Source organism: Streptomyces sp. NPDC090499, from assembly GCF_044769305.1.
Lineage (GTDB): Bacteria > Actinomycetota > Actinomycetes > Streptomycetales > Streptomycetaceae > Streptomyces.
On sequence record NZ_JBIVXP010000013.1, the window covers coordinates 174,336 to 195,817 of the forward strand.

19 protein-coding genes are annotated in these 21,482 nt (G+C 72.7%); 8 read left to right on the plus strand and 11 right to left on the minus strand.

Annotation, left to right across the window (positions count from 1 at the left end):
- Positions 1-7: 7 nt before the first annotated feature.
- The gene (locus tag ACIQVL_RS36765) at positions 8-712 is read left to right on the plus strand and encodes a ribonuclease H (RefSeq protein WP_403437562.1); all 705 of its coding nucleotides are present in this window, start codon (positions 8-10) and stop codon (positions 710-712) included.
- Positions 713-728: 16 nt separating this feature from the next.
- Here the strand turns inward: ACIQVL_RS36765 and ACIQVL_RS36770 are convergent, their stop codons facing one another.
- Together ACIQVL_RS36770 and ACIQVL_RS36775 are read right to left on the minus strand one after the other, a co-directional pair.
- A complete protein-coding gene (locus ACIQVL_RS36770) occupies positions 729-1,559 on the minus strand; it encodes a tyrosinase family protein (protein WP_403437563.1) in 831 nt (276 codons plus the stop codon).
- Between the two features lie 26 nt (positions 1,560-1,585).
- On the minus strand, positions 1,586-1,993 hold the full coding sequence (locus ACIQVL_RS36775) for a tyrosinase cofactor (protein WP_403477500.1): 408 nt from the start codon (positions 1,991-1,993) through the stop codon (positions 1,586-1,588).
- 349 nt (positions 1,994-2,342) lie between these two features.
- On the opposite strand from ACIQVL_RS36775, the gene ACIQVL_RS36780 reads away from it, so the two are divergent.
- The 3 genes from ACIQVL_RS36780 to ACIQVL_RS36790 all read left to right on the plus strand — a co-directional run bounded on the left by ACIQVL_RS36780 (position 2,343) and on the right by ACIQVL_RS36790 (position 5,723).
- Positions 2,343-3,527 (plus strand): FAD-dependent monooxygenase, encoded by a 1,185-nt coding sequence (locus tag ACIQVL_RS36780; protein ID WP_403437567.1) that lies wholly within the window; start codon positions 2,343-2,345, stop codon positions 3,525-3,527.
- Positions 3,528-3,624: 97 nt separating this feature from the next.
- On the plus strand, positions 3,625-5,118 hold the full coding sequence (locus tag ACIQVL_RS36785) for an MFS transporter (protein ID WP_403477501.1): 1,494 nt from the start codon (positions 3,625-3,627) through the stop codon (positions 5,116-5,118).
- Complete coding sequence (locus ACIQVL_RS36790; protein ID WP_403437570.1) at positions 5,115-5,723, plus strand: TetR family transcriptional regulator; 609 nt, start codon at positions 5,115-5,117, stop codon at positions 5,721-5,723. Before ACIQVL_RS36785 ends, ACIQVL_RS36790 begins: the two co-directional genes overlap by 4 nt.
- 151 nt (positions 5,724-5,874) lie before the next feature.
- Here the strand turns inward: ACIQVL_RS36790 and ACIQVL_RS36795 are convergent, their stop codons facing one another.
- Positions 5,875-6,771, minus strand: a complete 897-nt coding sequence (locus tag ACIQVL_RS36795; protein ID WP_403437571.1) for a LysR family transcriptional regulator — start codon at positions 6,769-6,771, stop codon at positions 5,875-5,877.
- A 134-nt stretch (positions 6,772-6,905) separates the two neighbouring features.
- On the opposite strand from ACIQVL_RS36795, the gene ACIQVL_RS36800 reads away from it, so the two are divergent.
- Positions 6,906-7,802, plus strand: coding sequence for an SDR family oxidoreductase (locus ACIQVL_RS36800; protein WP_403477502.1), 897 nt, complete (start codon positions 6,906-6,908; stop codon positions 7,800-7,802).
- A 69-nt stretch (positions 7,803-7,871) separates the two neighbouring features.
- Here ACIQVL_RS36800 and ACIQVL_RS36805 read toward each other — a convergent pair whose 3' ends face one another.
- Positions 7,872-9,578 (minus strand): cholesterol oxidase substrate-binding domain-containing protein, encoded by a 1,707-nt coding sequence (locus ACIQVL_RS36805; protein ID WP_403477503.1) that lies wholly within the window; start codon positions 9,576-9,578, stop codon positions 7,872-7,874.
- 138 nt (positions 9,579-9,716) lie between these two features.
- Here ACIQVL_RS36805 and ACIQVL_RS36810 point away from each other — a divergent pair, with 138 nt between their 5' ends.
- The gene (locus ACIQVL_RS36810; RefSeq protein WP_403437575.1) at positions 9,717-10,700 is read left to right on the plus strand and encodes an aldo/keto reductase; all 984 of its coding nucleotides are present in this window, start codon (positions 9,717-9,719) and stop codon (positions 10,698-10,700) included.
- Positions 10,701-10,779: 79 nt separating this feature from the next.
- Positions 10,780-11,265 (plus strand): DUF6328 family protein, encoded by a 486-nt coding sequence (locus tag ACIQVL_RS36815; protein WP_403477504.1) that lies wholly within the window; start codon positions 10,780-10,782, stop codon positions 11,263-11,265.
- 28 nt (positions 11,266-11,293) lie between these two features.
- On the opposite strand, the gene ACIQVL_RS36820 is transcribed toward ACIQVL_RS36815, so the two are convergent.
- The 7 genes from ACIQVL_RS36820 to ACIQVL_RS36850 all read right to left on the minus strand — a co-directional run bounded on the left by ACIQVL_RS36820 (position 11,294) and on the right by ACIQVL_RS36850 (position 19,300).
- Positions 11,294-11,719: an SsgA family sporulation/cell division regulator gene (locus tag ACIQVL_RS36820; RefSeq protein WP_403437578.1), complete on the minus strand. Its 426-nt coding sequence runs from the start codon at positions 11,717-11,719 to the stop codon at positions 11,294-11,296.
- 62 nt (positions 11,720-11,781) lie between these two features.
- Entirely contained in the window at positions 11,782-12,840 is a 1,059-nt protein-coding gene (locus ACIQVL_RS36825) for a hypothetical protein (RefSeq protein WP_403477505.1), read from the minus strand.
- Between the two features lie 129 nt (positions 12,841-12,969).
- Positions 12,970-14,598, minus strand: a complete 1,629-nt coding sequence (locus tag ACIQVL_RS36830; RefSeq protein ID WP_403477506.1) for a serine/threonine protein kinase — start codon at positions 14,596-14,598, stop codon at positions 12,970-12,972.
- A 200-nt stretch (positions 14,599-14,798) separates the two neighbouring features.
- Complete coding sequence (locus tag ACIQVL_RS36835) at positions 14,799-15,761, minus strand: threonine/serine dehydratase (protein WP_403477532.1); 963 nt, start codon at positions 15,759-15,761, stop codon at positions 14,799-14,801.
- A gap of 133 nt (positions 15,762-15,894) precedes the next feature.
- Entirely contained in the window at positions 15,895-16,572 is a 678-nt protein-coding gene (locus ACIQVL_RS36840) for an AIM24 family protein (protein ID WP_403477507.1), read from the minus strand.
- Between the two features lie 56 nt (positions 16,573-16,628).
- Complete coding sequence (locus ACIQVL_RS36845; protein WP_403437583.1) at positions 16,629-17,972, minus strand: CAP domain-containing protein; 1,344 nt, start codon at positions 17,970-17,972, stop codon at positions 16,629-16,631.
- 101 nt (positions 17,973-18,073) lie between these two features.
- Positions 18,074-19,300, minus strand: coding sequence for a serine hydrolase domain-containing protein (locus ACIQVL_RS36850; protein ID WP_403477508.1), 1,227 nt, complete (start codon positions 19,298-19,300; stop codon positions 18,074-18,076).
- A gap of 348 nt (positions 19,301-19,648) precedes the next feature.
- On the opposite strand from ACIQVL_RS36850, the gene ACIQVL_RS36855 reads away from it, so the two are divergent.
- The gene (locus ACIQVL_RS36855; protein ID WP_403477533.1) at positions 19,649-21,409 is read left to right on the plus strand and encodes a M4 family metallopeptidase; all 1,761 of its coding nucleotides are present in this window, start codon (positions 19,649-19,651) and stop codon (positions 21,407-21,409) included.
- Positions 21,410-21,482 lie beyond the last annotated feature (73 nt).

Sequence of the window (21,482 nt, forward strand, 5' to 3'; positions counted from 1 at the left end):
CCGTGGCATGATCGGGGCCATGCGTGAACGAGTGGTGGCCGCGTGCGACGGGGCTTCTAAGGGAAACCCGGGACCGGCCGGCTGGGCCTGGGTGGTGTCCGACGACGCGGCGACTCCCGCCCGCTGGGAGGCCGGGCCGCTCGGCAGGGCCACCAACAACGTGGCGGAACTGACCGCCCTGGAACAGCTGCTGGCGGCCACCGACCCGGACGTGCCGCTGGAAGTGCGGATGGACTCGCAGTACGCGATGAAGGCCGTCACCACCTGGCTGCCCGGCTGGAAGCGCAACGGGTGGAAGACCTCCGCGGGCAAGCCGGTCGCCAACCAGGAGCTGGTCGTCCGCATCGACGAACTCCTCGACGGCCGCACGGTCGACTTCCGGTACGTGCCCGCCCACCAGGTCGACGGCGACCCGCTGAACGACTTCGCCGACCGCGCGGCCAGCCAGGCGGCCACGGTCCAGGAGGCCGCGGGCAGCGCCCTCGGCTCCGCGGCACCGCCGCCGTCACAGGCGCCCGCCGACTCGGCCGCGGCCCCGCGCCGCAAGGCGGCTCAGCGCAAGAGCGCGGCGGGCGGCGGCTCCTCGTCCCGGACCATCAAGGCGAAGTTCCCCGGCCGCTGCCTGTGCGGCCGTTCCTACGCGGCCGGCGAGCCGATCGCCAAGAACGCACAGGGCTGGGGCCACCCGGAGTGCCGTACGGCCGAGGCCTGACGGAGCGGCGGCCCGATCAGGCCTCCAGGGTGTCGAACGTGTAGAACCGCGTGTGGTCGAGCAGGTCCGCCGGCCGCACGTCGTTCCACGGCTTCATGGTCTCGTCCAGGTCCACCACGTCCGGCGTGCCGCCGCCCGGCACGTAGGCCGCCTCCGGGTGCCGGCGCTGCCAGCGGGCCCACAGCTTGTCGATGAAGGCGTGGTGCAGCCAGAACACCGGGTCGTTGGGGGAGACCCCGGTGGCCATCTGCCCGCCGACCCAGACGTGGACCCTGTTGTGCAGGTTGACCCCGCGCCAGCCCTCCAGATGGTTCCGGAAGCCGTCCGAGGCGCTGTTCCAGGGTGCCATGTCGTACGTGGCCATGGACAGGACCGAGTCGACCTCGGACCGGGTCGGCAGCTCGCGCACGCCTGTCCCGAGCGACCTGCGCAGATAAGTACGGCCGTCCACACGGACGTTGACCGGCCAGTTCCCGCCGGTGGCGGCGAACGGCCCGTCCGTCACGCGTCCGTCGGAGCTGCGCCCGGTACCGCCGAGGAAGTCCGGTGCCCACAGCGAGGCACGGACGGTCCGGTCGGTGCTCCAGTCCCAGTAGGGGAGCGCGACGGATGCGTCCACGGACTGCAGGGCCTGCTCGAAGTCGAGCAGGAATCTGCGGTGCCAGGGCAGGAACGACGGCGAACGGTGGCCGGTGCGCTCCGAGTCGTCGGTGTCGGACATGATGAAGGCGTTGTGCGTGCGCACGAAGTCGTCGTAACGCCCGCTGCGCTTCAGCTCGATGACGGCGGCGACGAACCGCCGCTTCTCGTCGGTGGTCAGGGCGGCCTGGTTCTTGCGAACGGTCATGTTCGGGGAAACTCCTTGTGCGGGCGTCAGTTGGCGGGGAACGGCAGCAGCGCGGCGCCCTGCAGCTCGTCGACCGCGGCGCGGGCGGCGGCGCGCGGGCCGGCGACCGGGGCGTAGTGGCTGACCACGCTGATCCAGCTGCCGTCGGCGTTCCGCATCACGTGCAGTTCGACCCCGTCCACGAACACCGCGTAACCGGTGCCGTGTCCGTGGTGGTGACCGCCGCCCGTCGCCTGCATCCCGCCCATGTCGTCCATGCCGGCCGGCCGGCCCTGTATTCGGCGGCCCTTGTAGACCTCGTCGAAGGGTTCGAGCGATCCCTCGTGCGAGTGGCCGGCGGCCGAGGCGCCGGGCGCGAGGAGGGACTGGGCACCGGCCGCGGCGGCGAGGGCGGCCGCCGCGGTGAGGGCGCGACGGCGGGTGAGTTCGGGCATACGGATGCTCCTGTGACGGGTGCGGATGATGTCTCCGTATGCCTATCCGCCCGCTCCGGAGCGGGTGAAATCGCCCGGATCGGGTTGGCTGCGATCAGGACAATTAGTCACATGTCATACAAGATTGAACAAAGATGATCTTGCTGCGGCGATGGCGCCGCCGGACCCGGAACGGGTAATTCCTTGCGCGGGTGCGCGGCTTGCCGGTGATCTTTCTCCGTGGTCCGCCGTCCGGGTGGTGTGGCTCACGGCGTCAATCTGGCGCGATTCGCAAACCCGGCCGGGTGGCCTCGCGCTGCTACCCTGCGGTGCCAATTGACCACGTTCGGTGAAATTCAGGGGTGTGTGAGTGAAGGTCGTCTGCGTCGGAGGCGGGCCCGCCGGCCTGTATCTCGCGATCCTGCTCAAGCGGCAGAACCCGTCCCACGACATCGCCGTCCACGAACGCAACCCCGAGGGCTCCACCTACGGGTGGGGCGTCACCTACTGGCGGGCCCTGCTCGACCGGCTGCACACCTGCGACCCCGAGTCGGCCCGCGCCATCGAGGCGAGCTCGGTGCGCTGGACCCAGGGCGTCGCCCACGTCCGCGGCCAGGTGGCCCGGCAGCCCGGCGACGCCGGCCACGGCATCGGCCGCCACCGCCTCCTGGAGATCCTCGCCGAGCGCGCCCGGGACCTCGGCGTCCGGCTGGAGTTCGAGGCCGAGATCACCCCCGGCGACCTCCCCGAGGCCGACCTGGTCGTCGCCGCCGACGGCATCCACAGCGCCCTGCGCACCCGGCACGCCGGCCACTTCGGCACCGAGGCCACCGAGGGCCGCAACCACTACGTGTGGCTGGGCACCACCCGGGTCTTCGACTCCTTCACCTTCGCCTTCGCCGAGACCGGGCACGGCTGGGTCTGGTGCTACGGCTACCCGTACGACGACGGGCACAGCACCTGCGTCATCGAGTGCGCCCCGGACACCCTCACCGGCCTCGGCCTCGACGCGCTGGACGAGGCCGGCCAACTGGCCCTGCTGGAGAAGCTGTTCGCCGGCATCCTCGACGGCCACCCGCTGACCGGGGGCTCCTCGGCGGCCTGGCCGGCCTTCCGCACCCTCACCAACCGCACCTGGCACCACGGCAACCTCGTCCTGCTCGGCGACGCCGCCCACACCACCCACTACTCCATCGGCGCCGGCACCACCCTCGCCCTGGAGGACGCGATGTGCCTGGCCGACGCCCTGCGCGAGCACGCCGTCCTGCCCGAGGCCCTCGCCTCCTACGAGCGCCGGCGCAGGGCCGAACTGGTCTCCGCCCAGAGCGCGGCCCGCCTCAGCGCCCAGTGGTACGAGAACCTGCCCCGCTACATCGGCCTGCCCCCGCACCGCATGTTCGCCCTGCTCGGCCAACGGCACTCGCCCCTGCTGCCGTACGTCCCGCCACAGCTCTACTACGGCCTCGACAGGGCCGCCGGGCGGCTGGAGGTACTGCGCAGGTTCAAGCGGTGGTTCGGGCCGCGGGCGGCGCGCGCCCTGCACGCCCGGTCGTAGGCGGTATACGGCCACGGCGCGATTGGGTGAAAGGTAATTCACCCGATAGGGTGAATTCGTATTCACCTCTTCATTCGCGTCGCCCGCAGGAGTGCCGATGGACCAGCCCGCCCCGACAGCAGGTCACCCGGGACCGACCGCCGCCCCGCCCCCGCTGCGGCAGCGGCTGACCATCCCGGTGCTGGCCTTCGGCGGGATCCTCATGGCTGTCATGCAGACGGTCGTCGTCCCCCTCCTGCCGGACCTGCCCCGGCTCACCCACTCCTCGGCCGGCACCGTCTCCTGGACGGTCACCGCCACCCTGCTCGCCGGGGCCGTCCTCACCCCGGTGCTCGGCCGGGCCGGTGACATGTACGGCAAGCGCCGGGTGCTCACCGGGGCGCTCGCGCTGATGACCGTGGGCTCCGTGATGTGCGCCCTGTCCTCGGACATCACCGTGCTCATCGTCGCCCGCGCCCTGCAGGGCGCCGCCGCCTCCGTCGTACCGCTCTCGATCAGCATCCTGCGCGACGAACTCCCGCCCGAGCGCCGGGGATCGGCGGTGGCGCTGATGAGCTCCACCGTAGGTATCGGCGCCGCGCTGGGCCTGCCGCTGGCCGCGCTGGTCGTGCAGTACTACGACTGGCACACCATGTTCTGGCTGACCAGCCTCCTCGGCGCGCTGGGCGTCGCGGGCGTCTGGTGGGCGGTGCGGGAGTCGCCGGTGCGCGAGAGCGGCCGGTTCGACGTCCTCGGGGCGCTCGGGCTGGCCGTCGGTCTGACCTGCCTGCTGCTCGGCGTCTCGCAGGGCGGCCAGTGGGGCTGGGGCAGCCCCCGCGTCCTCGGGCTCTTCGCCGCCACCGTCGTCGTGCTGGCCCTGTGGTGGTGGCAGCAGCTGCGGACCGAGGAGCCCCTGGTCGACCTGCACCTCGTGACCCGGCCGCGGGTCGGCCTCTCGCACGTCGCCGCCCTGCTCACCGGGTTCGCCTTCTACGCCAACTCCCTCGTCACCGCCCAGCTGGTGCAGGCGCCGAAGGCCACCGGATACGGCCTCGGCCTGTCGATCGTGGCCACCGGCCTGTGCCTGCTCCCCGGCGGCGTGACCATGCTGCTCTTCTCACCGCTCTCCGCCCGGATCTCCGCCAACCGCGGCCCGCGCATCACCCTGGCCCTCGGTGCCGCCGTCATCGCCTGCGGATACGTGGTCCGCATCGCCGACAGCCGCGACCTGTGGATGATCATCCTGGGCGCCACCGTCGTCGCCACCGGCACCACCCTCGCCTACTCCGCGCTGCCCACCCTGATCCTGCGGGCCGTACCGGCGAACCAGACCGCCTCCGCCAACGGCGTCAACGTCCTCATGCGCACCATCGGCCAGGCCACCTCCAGCGCCGCCGTCGCCGCCGTCCTCACCCACCACACCAGCCTCGTCGGCGGCGCCCCGATCGCCACGCTCCACGGCTACCTGCTGGCCTTCGCGATGGCCTGCGTCGTCGCCCTCGCGGCCGGTGCCGCCGCCCTCTCCATACCCGGCGACAAGGCGCCCGACGACACCCCGCGGGCCCCGAGCCGTGCCGAGAGTGCCAGGGACGAGGCGCTGGAGGGAGCATGAGTGCTGTGAACACCCGCCCCGGCACCCCTGCCGCACCCGCCCCGGCCCCCGCCCGCCGGGACGCCGAGGCCACCAAGGCCGTCATCCTCAGGGCCGCCCGGTACCTGCTGGCCCGGCACGCGCACGCCGACATCACCCTCAAGGACGTCGCCGAACGCGCCGGGGTCAGCGCGCCGCTGATCCTCAAGTACTTCGGCAACAAGGACAGCCTGTTCGCCCGCGTCATGTCCTTCGACACCGACGCGGCCGCCCTGCTGGACGCGCCCCTGGAGGACCTCGGCCGGCACATGGTGCGGCACGTCCTGGAGAGCCAGCGCGACCGCGGCGCCGACCCGCTGCTGCGCATCGCCTTCGCACCCCTGCACGGCGACCACGGCGAGGTGCTGCGCGCCAACTTCCGCGCCCACGTGGTCGACGCCCTCGCCGCCCGGCTCACCGGACCCGACCCGGACCTGCGCGCCGAACTCGCCGTCGCCCAGCTCATCGGCCTGGGCGTGATGTACGGCATCGCCCGCGGTCCGCGGCTGCGCGAGTCGGCGGCCACCGACATCGGCGACATCGCCGACCGCTACGGTCCCGCCGTCCAGGTCCAGTTGACGCCCTGAGCGCCCAGCCGGACGTGCCGCGGCGCGGCGCCGTCCGGCCGCGGCGCCGTCCCGGCCGGTCGCGCGGTTCCTCCGCCGGCCTTCGGCCGGGAGCACCCCCCGGTGCCCCTCCGGGACGCTGCCGAACACCAGCGGACTCCACCCGGCCTGCTCAGCCCGGCTCCGGACCCCTCAACAGCGCCTCGGCCGACCTGCGGAAGGCGGCCGTCAGCCGGTGGCCGTCCCCGGCGCGGGTCGCGAGCACCACGTGGCTCGGCTCGACGCCGTGCAGCGGGACCGCGGTGAGGTCGGGGCGGATGGCCGCGCCGGGCACCAGGGGCACGATCGCCACCGCCTGCCCGGCGGCGACGTGCTCGAACTTGTCCTCCACCGCCCCGATCAGCGGGCCGTCGGGCGCAGGGCTGCCGTCCGGCCGGGGATCGACCCGCCAGAACGCGTTCCAGAGCGGATCCCGGCCGCGGGGCAGCGGCTCGTCGGCGATGTCGTCGAGCGTGACCGACTCCTTCCCGGCCAGCCGGTGGTCCAGCGGGACCACCAGGACGCGCGGCTCGTCGTAGAGCACCGTCACCCGCAGGCCGTCGGTGGCCAGCGGCAGCCGGGTCACGACCGCGTCCACCCGCCCCGTCAGCAGGGCCTCGCGCGGCTCGCCCCAGTCGAGGTGCAGGGTCCGCACGTCGGCGTCCGGGAAACGGCGGCGCAGATCGCGTACGGCGGGGGTGACGAAGATCCCGTTGATGTACCCGACGGTGATCCGGCTCGGCTCGGCGGCGGCCCGGGTGACGGCGGCCGCCTCGCCCGCGGCCCGCAGCAACCCCTCGGCCCGTGACAGGAACACCTCGCCGGCCTCGGTGAGCCGGGCCCCCTGCGGGGTGCGGTCGAAGAGCCGCGCCCCCAGCACCTGCTCCAGCCGCTGGATCTGCCTGCTCAGCGCCGGCTGCGTGACGTGCAGGGCGTCCGCGGCCCGCCCGAAGTGCCGCTGCTTGGCCACGACGGTGAAGTACCGGACGAGCCGCAGATCCAGGTCGGGGACGGAAGCGGGATCAGCCATGTCCCCAGAGTACGACCGGTGACCTGCACTCATGCCTGAAACGCATTGCGTCTTGCGAAAGAGGCTTTGGACGTCCGCCGCCCGCCGGCCGAACGATGGAAACCCGATCCCCCTCTCTCGAAGGAGCACCCACCATGCGGGTATTCGTCACCGGCGGCAGCGGATTCATCGGCTCCGCCGTCATTCCCGAACTCCTCGGCGCGGGCCACCGGGTCCTCGCCCTCGCCCGTTCGGAGAAGTCGGCCGGGGCCTTGCGGGCGGCGGGCGCCGAGGTGCACCGCGGCAGCCTCGACGACCCCGGGGACCTGGCCCGCGCGGCGGCCGCTACGGACGGCGTGATCCACCTGGCCTTCAACCACGACGACTTCCCCGACCTCACCCGCGCGGCGGAGGGCGACCTGCGGGTGGTCGAGGCGATCGGCACCGCGCTGGAGGGCTCGGACCGGCCCTTCGTGGTCACCTCGGGAACCATGATGCTCGCCTCGGTCGACGGAGTGGCGACGGAGCAGGACACCCCGGTACCGGGCACCTACCGGGCCGACCCCGACCTCGCGGCGCTCGCCCTGGCCGGGCGCGGCGTGCGCAGCGCGGTGGTGCGGCTGGCCCCCTCGGTGCACGGCCGCGGCGACCAGGGCTTCCTGCCCCGGCTGATCGACGTCGCCCGGGAGAAGGGCGTCGCCGCCTACGTCGGCGACGGCGCCAACCGCTGGCCTGCCGTCCACCGCCTGGACGCGGCCCGCCTGTTCCGCCTGGCCATGGAGTCGGCCCCGGCCGGCACCGGCCTGCACGGCGCGGCCGACGAGGGGATCCCCTTCAGGGACATCGCGGCGGCGATAGGCAGCGGCCTCGGCGTCCCGGTGCAGAGCATCCCGGCGGACGCGGCCGGGGCCCACTTCGGCTGGCTGGGCATGGCGGCGGCCGTCGACAACGCGACAGCGAGTGAGCGGACCAGGAACCTCCTGGGCTGGAAGCCGGAACAGCCGGGGCTGATCGCCGATCTGGCAGCGGGGCACTACTTCGGCGCCCCGTAGGGGGCGCGGGGCTGCAGCGATCCGCGGCTCCGCCGCGTGGGCGCGACCAGCCCCGCCCACCCGCGGCGATCAACGACGCACGAGCACCCGGTCCAGGAACCCGTTGCTGAAAACCCGGTGCGGGTCAAGGCGGTCCAGGACCTCGACCGCCGCGTCCCACACCGCACCCCCGAACGACTCCGGAACCCTCGTCCCGAGCACCGCCTCGTCACTCCACACACCGGACTCCGTATAGCCCCACCCCTTCGACCACTCGACCCGGGTCCCCTCGAACCTCCCGAACAGAAACTCCTCCAACTCCCGCAGGAACGCCTCCGCATGAGGCGTCCCGGGCAGCGTTAGCACGTCCAGCCACACGGCGGTGTCGGCCCCCTCCCGGGGCCGCACCGCCGACAGCGCCGGCACCTGCGCCCCGGCCACCCCGGCGTCGGACGACTCGTCCAGCCCCGTCACCCGGATCTCCACCGACCCGTTGACCGGGAACCGCCCCGACGCGGCGTACGCGGTGAGCCGTTCCCGGTAGAACGAGGTGAACTCGTGCACCACCCGCTGCACGTCGGCACGCCGCGTCAGCACCGCGTACCCGTTCGCGCCGACCCGCAGTGTGGTCGGCCTGATGTACAGCAGCGTGTTCTTCGACGGCCCCCAGATGTCCGAGGACAGCGTCGCCGTCAACCCCAGTGCCGCCACGTCCAGTTGCGCGTTCCCGAGCACCGGCGCCAGATACCAGGCCGCGTCGGAGACCATCCGCCCCACCAGGTCGGCGACCACGGTCGGCACGTTGTCGGAGAAGGGGTAGTTGTACGGCGAGGTGACGTGCCGCGAGGCGAGCGGCCTGACCGGGGCGATGCTCCACTCCTTCAGCCACGGGTACTCGGTGAAGGCGAACCAGATCGCCTCCACCCGTCCCGAGCGACTCAGGAAGCCGTCGAGGGTCCGGCCGCCCGAACCGGGCGCGGCGAACAGTTCGGCGGCAGGGACGTCGGTCCGGCTGACGCACCGCAGACTGCGGTCCGCCCCCACCCGCAGCACGACCTCGGTGACCAGCGCGCGGCCCAGATGCGTCAGCAGGGCCGCGCAGTCCGCCTCGTCGCGCCGGAACGTCCGCAGGACATACCCCCCGGAGCCGCCGTCCCACACCACCGCGGTCAGCGACAGCACCAGATTGCTGAGCGAGCCGTAGGTGTGCCCGGGTACCGGTTCCTCGCCGTCGGCCGGTACGGCGGTGCCGTGGGCGTCGATCGCGAGGGCGCCGCCGAGCGTCAGGTCGCCCGGCGCGGGGGCGGCGGCGAGCCCGAGGCCATGGCCTTCCAGGAAGGTCAGCAGGGCCTCCAGAGTGACCCCGGTGCCCGCCCGGACCGCGGAGTCGGAGTCCAGGGAGAGCCCGGTGAGACGGCTCGCGGTGTCGACGAGCAGGACACGGTCGTCCGCTCCGGTCCCCTCCGTGATCGTCAGGGGCGACCAGCCGTGCGAGGAGCCACGCGCGCGTACCCGCCACCCGTTGCGCCAGGCCCAGTCGACGACCGCGAGCACCTGGCCGGCGTCGGCCGGGGCACAGGCCCACAGCCCGTCGGCGGTGATCTCGCCCACCCAGTTGCGGTACGCGGAACGGTACGGCTCGACCTCCGCCGGGAAGCCGGGCAGTTCGGCGGCGGCCACGGCCGGATCCGCGGCGAGCAGCACCGGAACGGCGGCCAGCGCGGCGGCGGACCGCAGGAAACCCCGACGGCTCCAGCCGTCCGCGGAGGGTGAGTTGTTCGGTGAATGGTCAACCATGTCGTCACGCTAGGCGGCGATTGACACACCTCAGGTTTCCGTCCACCACAATCACCCGTGTGAGTGAAGGATTCACAGGTGGGCGGGGGTGAACCGGCCCGTGACAGCGTTGTCGTCGACGGATGACACACTGGCGCCATGGACGAACGTGTAATCGGCAGGTCGGGACAGCGGGCATCGGTCGTCGGCCTCGGCACATGGCAGCTCGGCGCCGACTGGGGCGAGGTGGACGACAAGGAGGCGCTCGCCGTTCTGGAGACGGCGGCCGAGTCGGGCGTGACCTTCTTCGACACCGCCGACGTGTACGGCGACGGGCGCAGCGAGCAGACCATCGCCGCCTTCCTGCGCGGCAGGCCGGACCTGGACGTGCTGGTGGCCACCAAGATGGGCCGCCGGGTCGAACAGGTCCCGGAGAACTACGTCCTGGACAACTTCCGCGCGTGGAACGACCGATCGCGCCGCAACCTCGGCGTGGACCGCCTGGACCTGGTGCAGCTGCACTGCCCGCCGACCCCGGTCTACTCCTCGGACGCGGTGTACGACGCCCTCGACACCCTGGTCGAGGAGGAGCGCATCGCCGCCTACGGCGTCAGCGTCGAGACCAGCGCGGAGGCCCTCACCGCGATCGCCCGGCCGGGCGTGGCCAGCGTGCAGATCATCCTCAACCCGTTCCGCATGAAGCCCCTGTACCAGGTGCTCCCGGCCGCCCTGGAGGCCGGCGTCGGCATCATCGCGCGCGTGCCGCTCGCCTCCGGGCTGCTGTCCGGCAAGTACACCAAGGACACCGTCTTCGCGGCCGACGACCACCGCACCTACAACCGGCACGGCGAGGCCTTCGACCAGGGCGAGACCTTCTCCGGCGTGGACTACGCGACGGGCGTCGAGGCCGCCGCCGAGTTCGCCGCCCTCGCTCCCGAGGGGTACACCCCGGCCCAGCTCGCCCTGCGCTGGATCATCGACCAGCCCGGCGTGACCACGGTGATCCCGGGCGCCCGCAACCCGGAGCAGGCCCGCGCCAACGCGGCCGCCGCGCGGCTCCCGCAGCTGTCCGGGGAGACGGTCGCCGCGATCCGCGAACTGTACGACCGCCGGATCAAGGAGCAGGTGGAGAGCCGCTGGTAGTACCGGTACGGCCGGGAGCGGCGCCCTGCCGCACCCGGCCCACCGTTTGGGGGACCGGCCCGGCGGTTACCCGTAGTCCATGACCGACCAGGACCGGCGGACCGGGCGCGACGAGACGGACGAGGAGCGCGCCGACCGGATGTGGAGCGAGCTCATCCAGGAAGTGCGCGTCGCCCAGACCGGGGTGCAGATCCTGTTCGGCTTCCTGCTCACCGTCGTCTTCCAGCAGAAGTACGCCCAGCTGTCCGACGTGGACAGGACGATCTACATCGTGACCGTCGTCCTCGGTGCGTCCGCCACGGGCGCCCTCATCGGCCCGGTGTCGCTGCACCGGCTGGTCGCCGGCCGCAGGGTGAAGCCGCAGGCGGTGCGGATGGCGTCCCGGCTCACCTCGGTCGGCCTCTTCCTGCTGCTGGCCACCATGACCGCCTCCCTGGTGCTGATCCTCCGGGTGGCCACCGACGGCAGCCCTGTGACCTGGGCGGTGGTGGCCGTCGTCGTCTGGTACCTGGTGTGCTGGTACGGCCTGCCGCTGTGGTCCCGGCACCGTCACACGACGCGCTGAGCCGGGCAGGTGCGCCGAACACGGCGGCTCAGCCGGTGGCGAGGATCTCCGCGAGCACGTCGTCCACCGGGACCTCCTCGCGGCCGGGCGGCACGGCCATGTAGGTGTCGCTCAGGAAGGAGGCCAGCGCGGGCGCCCACGCGAACACCACCGCGTGGTGGCGGCTGCCGCCGGGCAGCGGGTCGCCGAGGAAATCCATGCGCACTTCCCTCCAGCGCCCCTGCCGCACGGGACGCAGCCGGACGTCCCCGACCCCGACCGGTTCTCTCAGGCCGTCGTTCAGCATCTCGCGGTCCAGCCGCCACCGGGCGAGCACCCGGCCGTCCAGGGTGAACACCGCGGTGACCGCGAACGGGTCACCGGGGTCGTACGACAGATGGGCGAGGACGGGACAGCGGGCCGTCCCGTCCGCCCGGAGCTGTACCACCAGGGTCCTGTGCACGATGGGGTTCACGCGAGTGGCCTCCGAGAACGATCGGCTGGTGCCCTCTAGTACCCCTCTGACGGGAAAAACGCTCAATCGCGAGCGGAATTGCCCTCCGGGTCCTGCGTGCCGTTCGTGCCGCGCAGTGCGGCCAGGCAGGAGCCGATGGCCTGCTGGAGGTCCTCCAGGCGCTGGACCATGTCGTCCTCGTAGAAGTCCTGGGCGTCGTCGAAGGTCAGCTCCTCGAACGCCTTGGTCGCCTTCTGGAGGCTGTTGTAGAACTTGGTGCGCTTCTCCTGGACCCGCAGCTCCGGGTCGGCCTCCACCGCCTCCACGACGAGGTTCTTCATGGTGTCGTAGGCCTCGGTCGCCCACTCGCCGGTGTCCTCGTCGTCGTCCAGTTCGTCGAGGAGCGACAGATGGCGCTCGGCCTCCTGGCGCAGCTCCGACGGCGCGTCGACGGTCTGCCCCGCCGGGGTCTTGATCTGGCCGGACTCGGCGATCTGCCGGACGTAGCCGATCCGGTCGGCCGAGCGGCTCTCGGTGGCGACGGCCTTCTTCAGGTCGGCGGTGCGGACCACGTCGCGGGCCAGCACGGTCTGCAGGTCCGGGTCCTCCTTGATGCGGTCGAGGAGGGCCGAGCGGGCGGCGCGGGCGGTGGACGGGTCGGCGAGGATCGCCGCGCGCAGCGCGGTGGGGTTCTCGGCGACCTCCAGGGCCTTGGTGGGCCGGATGCCCTCGGCCTCGGCGGCCTCCGCAATGGCCGTGCCGCGCTCGGAGGTGGCACTGCTGCGGGCGACGTAGTAGTCCAACCAGACGTCCGAGTCCGGGAGTTGCACCTCCTGGCCCGGCGCGAGGGCCTCGAAGTGCGGGACCAGACCGTCGTCGGCGGCCTTGTCCCAGGCCTTGTAGTAGCGCATGACGCGCTCCGCGGAGCAGCCCGCCAGCTCTGCGAACTCCTTCGCCGACACCTTCGGCGTCTCGTCCGCCCCCTGACCTCCCGGCCGCACGCTCCGGGCCACCATCAGCCCGAACGCCCAGCCTCCGGTCCGCACATACGCGCCGAACTCACGGGCGTCCCGCGCCACCAGGTCGGAAAGGGGCGCCGGGGACGCGCCGGACGTCTCGGACGGGTCGATCGCTAGGGTCACGGAGGACACTCCTGAAGGCTGCCGAACTGCATACGTACCGACGGGCAGCCTATATGGACCCATTGGCCGGGGTTCTGCCGGACGGGGGGGGCGACGATCGGCCGGGGACGCCGCGCCGCACCCGGCCGATCAGCTCACGGAGGTGCGGAACGTCGCCAGGAAGGTCTTCATGGCGAGCTGGTCCGCGGCGTCGTCCCAGGCGGCGGCCGGTGCTGTGATGCGGAGCGAGAAGCTGCGGCCGCCGCCGAGCAGGAAGCCGCGGCCGAAGGTGTGCACCCGGTCGGCGCCCGTGCCGGACAGCCACTCCATGTCCGCGGCCTTGTGGCCCTGGTAGGTGGTCGCCTCGATCTCGCCGACCCGTTGGTAGCCGTCCAGCTTCTCCAGTCCCGGCTCCACGTCGTCCCGCCAGATCGCGACCGGATCCGGGCCCGCCTGGGTGCTGTAGGTGACCGCCAGGGTGCGCGGGTCGTCGCCGCCCGGGCCGAAGGTGACGCGGTAGGCGGCGTCGTCCCGGGCGGTGTCGAGGCGCTTCCAGCCCTGCGGGAGTGCCACGGAGAACCCCTCCGGGGCGGTGTAGCGGCGGAAACCGGCCGGCAGAGCGCCCGCCGAGGCCGAAGCCGAGGCCGAGGCGGGCGGGGAGGCCGAGGCGGAGGCGGACGGGGTGGGGGAGGCGGACGCCGTCCGTGCGGGGGAGGGGCTGGGGGCGTTGCCGTCCGTGCGGTTGGGCGGGTCGCCTGCCGTCGCGGAGGCGCTCGGGGCCGAGCCCGCGGTGGAGGCGCCGGGCAGGCCCTGGGTCGCGGCCAGCACCGCGACCGACACCGTGATCACGGCCAGCGCGGTCCCGCCGATCATGGTGGTTCTGCTCCACCCGGAGGACCGGGCCGCCACGTAGGCGCCGCGCAGCCGGGAGACGGGCGCGGGCTGTGCGACCGTTTCGGGGTCCTCCTCCAGGACACGTGTCAGTGCCTGACGCACCACTGCCCGGCCGAGCCGTTCCCGGGAGTTCTTCCGCAGCAGCCCCTGCACCACCTGGGTCAGCGGGCCGGCCCGCAGCGGGGTGCGCAACGGCAGCCGGTCCACGCCCTTGAGGGTGGCGTCGGCCTTGCCCCGGTCCCGGAACGGCGGCCGCCCCTCGACCATCGTGTAGAGGATCGCGCCGAGCGCCCACAGGTCGGCGGCGGGGCCGATGCGCTCGTCGCGGGCCTGCTCCGGCGAGGCGTACGACGGCGCGGTGACCCGGGGCGACAGCGTCGCGCCGGCCAGGCCGAACCCGGTGACGACCACCGGGCCCCGGTCGCGGACGAAGATCTGACCGGGGCTGAGCTCACCGTGCGTGTAGCCGTCGGCGTGCGCGGCCTCCAGCACGTCGAGCACTTCCAGACCGATGCGGGCGGCCCGCACGTAGTTGAACGTGGACTGCTGGGCGAGCAGTTCACTGAGCGGCGTGCCGTCGATCACCTCCGTCACCGTCCACAGCGCGCCCGCCTCCTCGAAGGCGTCGATCACCATGGCGACCCGGCCCGGCCGCAGCGCGCTCATCACCTCGGAGGAACGCAGGATGCGGGCGGTGGCCCGGCGCACGGTGTCCTCGGTGGGCGCCTCGGGCAACGCGATCTCGGTCACCAGACGCGGTCGCTCGGCCTGCACGTCCTCCGCGTACCAACTGACGCGGTTCGGCTCGCGGTCGGCGACCTCGAGGAGCCGGTACCTTCCTGCGACCATTTCCTGTGCGGAGACATGCGCCTTGACCATCGTCATCCCTCGCTGAAACCCCTGCCTCGTCATTGACCACAAGTACGCGGGACCAGCCGGGGTTTGTTCAAAGAATCTGCAACTCGGGGACCGTTCTTGCCTTTTATTCAAGTGGCGGTACCGGCCGGGCACTTGGGGAAAACAATGAATGACCGGGCTTCGACCTGCGGGTAACCGACGGTAAAAGACCGGCTGCGATCCGCTGGTCAGTCCAGTCCGAAGCGCTCCGTCCACCCCGCGATCTCCTGGTGTGTCACGTTGCCCCCGCACACCACGAGGCCGATCCGCGCCCCGGCGCCGACCCGGTCGCGCACCTGCCGGGCGGCGGGCAGCAGACAGCCGGCGGCCGGTTCGGTCCACACCTTGGCGTGCTCGGCGAGCTCCAGACTGCCCCGCACCGCCTCCCGGTCCGGCACCACCAGCACCTCCTGCACCAGCGCCACCGCGTGGTCGTACGTCAGCCGGGACACGGACGGCGCGCTGAGCGTCGTCACGATCGACGACACCGGGACCGGGACCGGACCGCCCGCCGCGAGAGCCTCGGACATCGCCTGCGCGCCCGCCGTCTCCACGCCCCACACCCGCACCCCGGGGCGGCGGGCGCGCAGGGCCGCCGCGACGCCCGCGATCAGGCCCCCGCCGCCGATGCTGACGATCACGTCGGTGAGGTCGTCGTCGGCGTCCTCGGCGAGTTCCAGGCCCACCGTGCCCTGCCCGGCGATCACCACCGGGTCGTCGAAGGGGTGGACCAGGGTGAGCCCCTCGTCCCGCAGCCGCGGCACCAGTTCGAACGCCGAGGCCATGCCGTCCGTGAGCCGCACCGACGCCCCGGCCGCCTCGGCCAGCCGGATCGACCGTGCGGGCGCCGTCCGCGGCATCACCACCGTCGCCTTCACGTCGAGGGCCGCGGCCATCACCGCGAGGGCGATGCCGTGGTTGCCGCCGCTGACCGCCACCACACCGGCCGCCCGCTCGGCCTCGCTCAGGGAGAGCAGCTTGGCCGCGGCACCGCGCGCCTTGAAGGAGCCGGTGCGCTGGAGGAGTTCTAGCTTGGCGGTGACCGGGACGCCGAGCAGCTCCGACAGGCCGGGGCTGGGCACGGTGGGGGTGCGTACGACGTGTCCTTCGACGAGCCGGGCCGCGGCTTCGACGTCCGCGATGCCGATGATGCCGTTCAAGGCGGTTCACCCTTCCGGCGCGGGGCGACGGTCCGCGCCGTTCGCACCCTCACCCGGCCGGACCGCCCTGGTCAACCCGGGCCGGCCGGCGCGGCCGGGCCACTCGGACCAGGGCACCCGGGCGTCAGTGCTGCTGCGCCTTCTGCGGGGTCGCCTCGCTGGGCCGGACCACGACATGGCCCTCGCCCTGGAGCACCAGCTGGACCGTTTCGCCGGAACCGCCGCGCAGCATCGAACCGATGGACTGCGAGCGGTGCAGCGAGGTCAGCAGGTGCGCGGTCCAGCCCACCACGGCGTCCGTGTCGACGTACACCGGGGCCTGCGGCGAGACCGGGATCACCAGCGGGTTGCCGTCGCAGATCAGGCCGAGCCTGCCGTGTCCGGAGAACACGCTGTTGAACAGGCCGCCGCCGGCGATGCCGGACCCCTTCACCGTCCTGATCTCGTACGACAACGTGGCGTCGAAGCACAGCACGTTGCGGCCGTTCACGGTGAACTGGTCGCCCGGCTCGATCTCCACGATGAAACAGTTCTGCGCCTCGTGCGCGAACCAGGCCTCGCCCTGGCCCTGGACGGACATCAGCGGCAGCCCCTCGCCGGTGACCGCGCGCTTGAGCATGCCGCCCACGCCCTGGCCCTTGCGCTCGAACCTGAGGCCGCCGCGGTGCGCGATCATCGCGCCCTGGCGGGCGTACATCTCGCCGTTGACCGCGTACCGGAGGCACTTCGCGTTCTCGACCGTCATGCCCGGCTCGGTCGCCGGTGCCACCATGTGCTGACTTGAAAAGAGATCACCCTTCATGCCGTGCATGGTGTCCCGGACGGAGTCGTTCCGCCAAGATCACGGACGGTACCGGTTCAGGCACCGAACAGCTGGGTCCAGTAGGTGCCGGCCCGGCCGCCCCCGGCGAAGCCGATGCCTATGTGGGTGAAGTCCGGTTTGAGGATGTTGGCCCGGTGACCCGGGCTGTTCATCCAGCCCTCCACCACCTCGGCCGCGGAACGCTGGCCGCAGGCGATGTTCTCGCCGATGGTGCGCCGCCGGGAGCCCGCGGCGGCGGCCCGGTCCCAGGGCTGGGTGCCCTCCGGGGAGGTGTGCGAGTAGAAGTCGCGGGTCGCCATGTCCGTGCTGTACGCCTGCGCGGCCGCCGCGAGCTGCGGATCCGCCGCGAGCGGCCGCAGCCCGGCCCGGGTGCGCTCCCGGTTGGTGAGGTCGACGACCTCGGCGCGGGTGCGCGTCAGTTCGGCCTGGGTGAGGGGTCTGGCCCACAGCGCCGTCCAGTAGGTGTCCCCGTCCCGGGAGCCGCGGGCATGGGCCAGGCCCGCGTGGGTGAACGCCGGGTCGAGCAGGGTGCGCCGGGCGTCCTCGGTGCGCAGGCAGTAGTCGACGAACTCGGCCGGGGTGCGGGGGCCGGAGACCAGGTGTTCGCCGACCGTGACATAGGCGAATCCGGTGCGGCTGATCCGCTGGTGGACGGAGACGCCGTCGGGGCCTTCGCCGGCCAGCCGGCCGGCGTCGGCCATCGCGGTGGCGTGGGCGAGGGCGGCCGAGGTCAGCCGGGCGTCCGGGGCCACCGGCGGCCGGCCGGCCTGGGCGCGGGCGGAGTTGACCAGGCCCAGCAGACCGTCCGGATCGGGGAGCGCGGCCGTCGAGGGGCGGGCCGGCGAGGACGCCGTGCGCTGGGCCGGGATGGTGGCGCGGGAGCCGGGGGAGGGCTGCCGGTCCTCGACCACGTCGACCCCGAAGTCCCGGGCGAGCCCCGCCAGCCCGTCCGCGTACCCCTGGCCGATGGCGCGCAGCTTCCAGCCGGTGCCCCGGCGGTATATCTCGGAGAGCAGCAGCAGGGTCTCCGTCTGCGGGCGCGGCGGTGCGAAGCGGGCCACCGTACGGCCGAGGCGGTCGGTCACGTGCAGGGTGGCGGCGGGCAGCCGGCCGAGCGGGGTGCCGGGCTCGGCGGCGGTGACCGTGAGGGTGACACGCTGGGCGCCGGCCCGGAGCAGGCCCGTCTCGACGGTCAGCGTGTCACCGCGCAGCCGGACGCCGGGCGCGTCCGGCTGGTTGTAGAAGACGAAGTCGGCGTCCCCGCCGACCTTGCCGCTCTCGCCGGTGATCAGCGCCGACACGTCGAAGGGGCCGGGCACCCGCAGGGTCAGCGCGCCGCCCGGAAGGGGCAGATTGCCCCCGGGCACCAGCTCGCTCATCGCGCCGCCTCTACGCGGTCGGGGGCCGAACGTCGCGCCCGGTGGGGGAGTCGCCGGTTGAACGTCCGGCCCGGGCGCGAGGTTCCCCGGCAGCCGGGGCGCTACTGCTCGCGCGGCGCGGCCGGTGCCACGTCCTCGCGTTCGAGCGGCACGGCGGTGCTGCGCGGGGACTTCTGCTTTCCGCAGAACACCGGCTCCAGCGTGGCCGCCAGCGTGTTGAGCACGTCGGAGCTGTTGGAGGCGTTGGCGAGCGCGGTGACGCTGCGCTTGCCGTCCTTGCTGGTGAAGGCGTACGTGTAGTAGCCCTGCACGGCGCCCGTGTGGCCGTACACCGAGACCCCGCAGGACAGGTCGCGGCGGCGCAGCCCGAGGCCGTAGGAGGTGTTGGAGTTGACGCGGGTGAAGCGCTCCATCTCCGCGAGGCGGGCGGCCGAGGTGAGCTTTCCGCGCACCAGCGCCGAGTAGAACGTGTCGAGGTCGCGGGCGCTGGAGATGATGGCGCCGGCGCTCTGCGCCCAGGAGACCGTCTGGTCGGTGGCGTCGACGGGCGCGGCGCCCGCCCGGTCCGCGGTGAGGTAGCCGTTGGCGTGCTGCCCCGGGATATTCGTGTCGGGGTGGACGTAGAAGGTGTCGTTCAGCTGCAGGGGCTTGAAGATGCGGTTGGTGTACTCCGTGCGCACGCTGTGCCCGGTGAGCTTCTCGATCAGCATGCCGGCGACCACGAAGTTGGTGTTGGAGTACGAGTAGGCGGCGCCCGGCGCGTTGGTGCGCGCCTTCTTCAGGGACAGGTCCACCAGCTGGCGGTAGGTGAACACCTTGTCGCGCACGGCCTCGAAGCCGGACACGCTGTCGGCGAACATGTCGTTGGTGTAGTCGTACAGGCCGCTGCGGTGGCTCAGCACGTGCCGCACGGTGATGCGGTCGTCCGGCAGCAGCCCCGGCAGGTAGCGGTTGACCGGCGCGTCCAGGGCGAGCCTGCCCTCGTCCACCAGCTGCAGCAGGACCACCGTCGAGAACGTCTTGGTGACGCTGCCCACCCGGAAGCGGTCGGAGGTGGTGAGGGCCCGCCGGGTCGCGCGGTCGGCGATGCCCTGCGCGGACCGGTAGACCCGGGTGCCGTCGTCGATGCGGGCCATCGCGCCGGGCGCGCCCTTCGCCACCACCGAGCGGAGCACCGCGGCCAGCCCCGCGGTGTCGGGCGCCGGGAGGGTGGCGGCCGACCGGGCCTTCGCCGCCGTCTTCAGGGGCGCCGCCTGGGCCGGGACCGCGAGCAGTGACAGCGTCACCGCCCCCAGCACCGCACTTCTGCACACCATTGCCGAGACCATTCGGACCTGTTCCTCTCTGAGCTGTCTTCGATTCTGAGCTGCCTTCGATGCGAGATGAGTCACATCCGGCTCGGGGAACCCTCTCGCGTCCCGTCACATCTCCACAGCCGACGCACAGTTGGTCACTCGCTGATCACCGGCGGTGCGGATTCGTCAAGTATTGCCACGAAATGCAAGAAAAGCGACGAATTGCGCTTTACATGGACATGATTCATCCGGAAGGGTTGCGGCCCGGGGCCCGACCAGCCCCCTCGGCGCCCAACAGCGCTCTGCCGCAAGGCGGTTGACGACCACGACCGCCTTCGAACGAAGGAACCCTGATCAGTGCGTAGCGCGCACATACGCAGCATGGCGGTCGCCGTCGCCGTGACGACGGCCGCCACGGGCCTGGCCGGTACGGCCTTCGCCGGTCCCGTGACGGGGGAACGACAGCCGGCCGCGGCGGCCTCCGCCACGACGGCCGCACAGGTGGTGGCGGCGGCCCGGACCGCGGCCTTCGCCCATGCCGAGGCGACCGGTGTCGGCGCCGGCGACGAGCTCCGGCCGCAGGACGTGATGATCGACCCCGAGGGGGCGCGCCATGTCCGCTTCGTCCGCACCCACCGGGGGATGCCGGTGCTCGGCGGCGACCTCGTCGTCCATCTTTCCCGCCGGTTGGCCTACACCGGCGTCACCCGGGCGGCCGACCACGGCGTCGGGCCCGCCGCCACCGAGGCGAAGCTGACCGCCCGCCAGGCCGAGGAGAAGGCCGCCGCGGCCGCCGACGGCGACGCCGGCCCCGCCCGGCTGGTGGTGGACGCCCGCGACGGCGCCGCCGCCCTCGCCTACCAGGTGTCCGTCGACGGCGCGAACGGCTCCAGCACGGTCGTCGTCGACGCCCTCACCGGCAAGGTGCGCAGCAACACGCCGGACAGCGACGAGTTCCTCTCGCCCAGGCTGCTGGACACCCTCCGCCGCCACGGCGAGACCCTCGACCCGGCCACCGGCACCGGACGGCAGACCGGGGTCCTGGCCGGCGCGTCCGCCTCCGCCGCCGCCCGCTACCCGGCGACCGCCCACGGCTCCGGCAGGTCCCTCTTCGTCGGCAAGGTCCCGCTCACCACCACGCAGACCGCCCGCAAGAGCTTCCTGCTCAAGGACCCCACCCGCTACGGCACCGAGACCCGGGACGCCAAGGGCAAGGAGACCGAGAGCTTCGGCCAGGGCACCAGGTTCACCAGCACCACCGACAGCTGGGGCAACGGCACCACCAGCAGCCGGGGCAGCGCCGCCGCCGACGCCCAGTACGGCATCACCGAGACCCTGGACTTCTACCGGAAGACCTTCGGCCGCAAGGGCATAGCGAACAACTCCAGGCCCGCCCGCGCCATGGTCCACTGGGGCAAGCAGGTCGGTAACGCCTTCTGGGACTCCACCTGCGGCTGCATGCTGTACGGCGACGGGGACGGCGACGAGATCAAGAAGCCGCTGGTCGTCCTCGACGTCACCGGCCACGAGCTGACCCACGGCGTGGTGGACGCCACCGCCAAGCTCGAACCGACCTACGTCGACAACGACGGCAACCAGTTCGGCGAACCGGGCGCGCTGAACGAGTCGCTGGCCGACATCTTCGGCTCCGGCGTGGAGTTCTTCGCCAACAACCCGAAGAACCCGCCGAACTACCTGCTGGGCGAGAAGCTGGGCCTGCGCCAGAAGTTCCTGCGCCGCCTCGACCACCCCTCGCTGGACCGCCTCGAAGGCACCGTCGACTACTGGTCGCCCGAGGTGGCGAACGCCGAGGTGCACGCCGGCTCCGGCGTCTCCTCGCACGCCTTCTACCTGCTGGCGGAGGGCAGCGGCCGCAAGAAGATCGGCGCCACCACCTACGACTCGCCGACCTACGACGGGTCCACGGTCACCGGCATCGGCCGCGCCAAGGCCACGGCGATCTTCTACCGTGCCCTGACCCGTTACATGGTCTCCTCGACCGACTTCCACGACGCGCGGATCGCGACGCTGAAGGCGGCCAAGGACCTCTACGGCGCGAGTGGCGTCGAGTACCGCACCGTCGACCAGGCCTGGGCGGCGGTCGACGTCACCGAGGCCGACACGCCGGGCGCCCGTCACTGACGAGCGCGACACGCCGTCGGGTCCGGGTGCCCTGCCGGGGGGCTGGGCACCCGGACCCGCGTCCGTCCGGACC

Bases quoted from the DNA above. Each gene is read 5' to 3' on its own strand.
- ACIQVL_RS36775 (WP_403477500.1), bottom strand. From the start codon at position 1,993: ATGCCCGAACTCACCCGCCGTCGCGCCCTCACCGCGGCGGCCGCCCTC.
- ACIQVL_RS36850 (WP_403477508.1), bottom strand. From the start codon at position 19,300: ATGGTCTCGGCAATGGTGTGCAGAAGTGCGGTGCTGGGGGCGGTGACG.
- ACIQVL_RS36785 (WP_403477501.1), top strand. From the start codon at position 3,625: ATGGACCAGCCCGCCCCGACAGCAGGTCACCCGGGACCGACCGCCGCC.
- ACIQVL_RS36815 (WP_403477504.1), top strand. From the start codon at position 10,780: ATGACCGACCAGGACCGGCGGACCGGGCGCGACGAGACGGACGAGGAG.
- ACIQVL_RS36790 (WP_403437570.1), top strand. From the start codon at position 5,115: ATGAGTGCTGTGAACACCCGCCCCGGCACCCCTGCCGCACCCGCCCCG.
- ACIQVL_RS36805 (WP_403477503.1), bottom strand. From the start codon at position 9,578: ATGGTTGACCATTCACCGAACAACTCACCCTCCGCGGACGGCTGGAGC.
- ACIQVL_RS36795 (WP_403437571.1), bottom strand. From the start codon at position 6,771: ATGGCTGATCCCGCTTCCGTCCCCGACCTGGATCTGCGGCTCGTCCGG.
- ACIQVL_RS36770 (WP_403437563.1), bottom strand. From the start codon at position 1,559: ATGACCGTTCGCAAGAACCAGGCCGCCCTGACCACCGACGAGAAGCGG.
- ACIQVL_RS36845 (WP_403437583.1), bottom strand. From the start codon at position 17,972: ATGAGCGAGCTGGTGCCCGGGGGCAATCTGCCCCTTCCGGGCGGCGCG.
- ACIQVL_RS36830 (WP_403477506.1), bottom strand. From the start codon at position 14,598: ATGACGATGGTCAAGGCGCATGTCTCCGCACAGGAAATGGTCGCAGGA.
- ACIQVL_RS36855 (WP_403477533.1), top strand. From the start codon at position 19,649: ATGGCGGTCGCCGTCGCCGTGACGACGGCCGCCACGGGCCTGGCCGGT.
- ACIQVL_RS36800 (WP_403477502.1), top strand. From the start codon at position 6,906: ATGCGGGTATTCGTCACCGGCGGCAGCGGATTCATCGGCTCCGCCGTC.
- ACIQVL_RS36810 (WP_403437575.1), top strand. From the start codon at position 9,717: ATGGACGAACGTGTAATCGGCAGGTCGGGACAGCGGGCATCGGTCGTC.
- ACIQVL_RS36765 (WP_403437562.1), top strand. From the start codon at position 8: ATGATCGGGGCCATGCGTGAACGAGTGGTGGCCGCGTGCGACGGGGCT.
- ACIQVL_RS36840 (WP_403477507.1), bottom strand. From the start codon at position 16,572: ATGAAGGGTGATCTCTTTTCAAGTCAGCACATGGTGGCACCGGCGACC.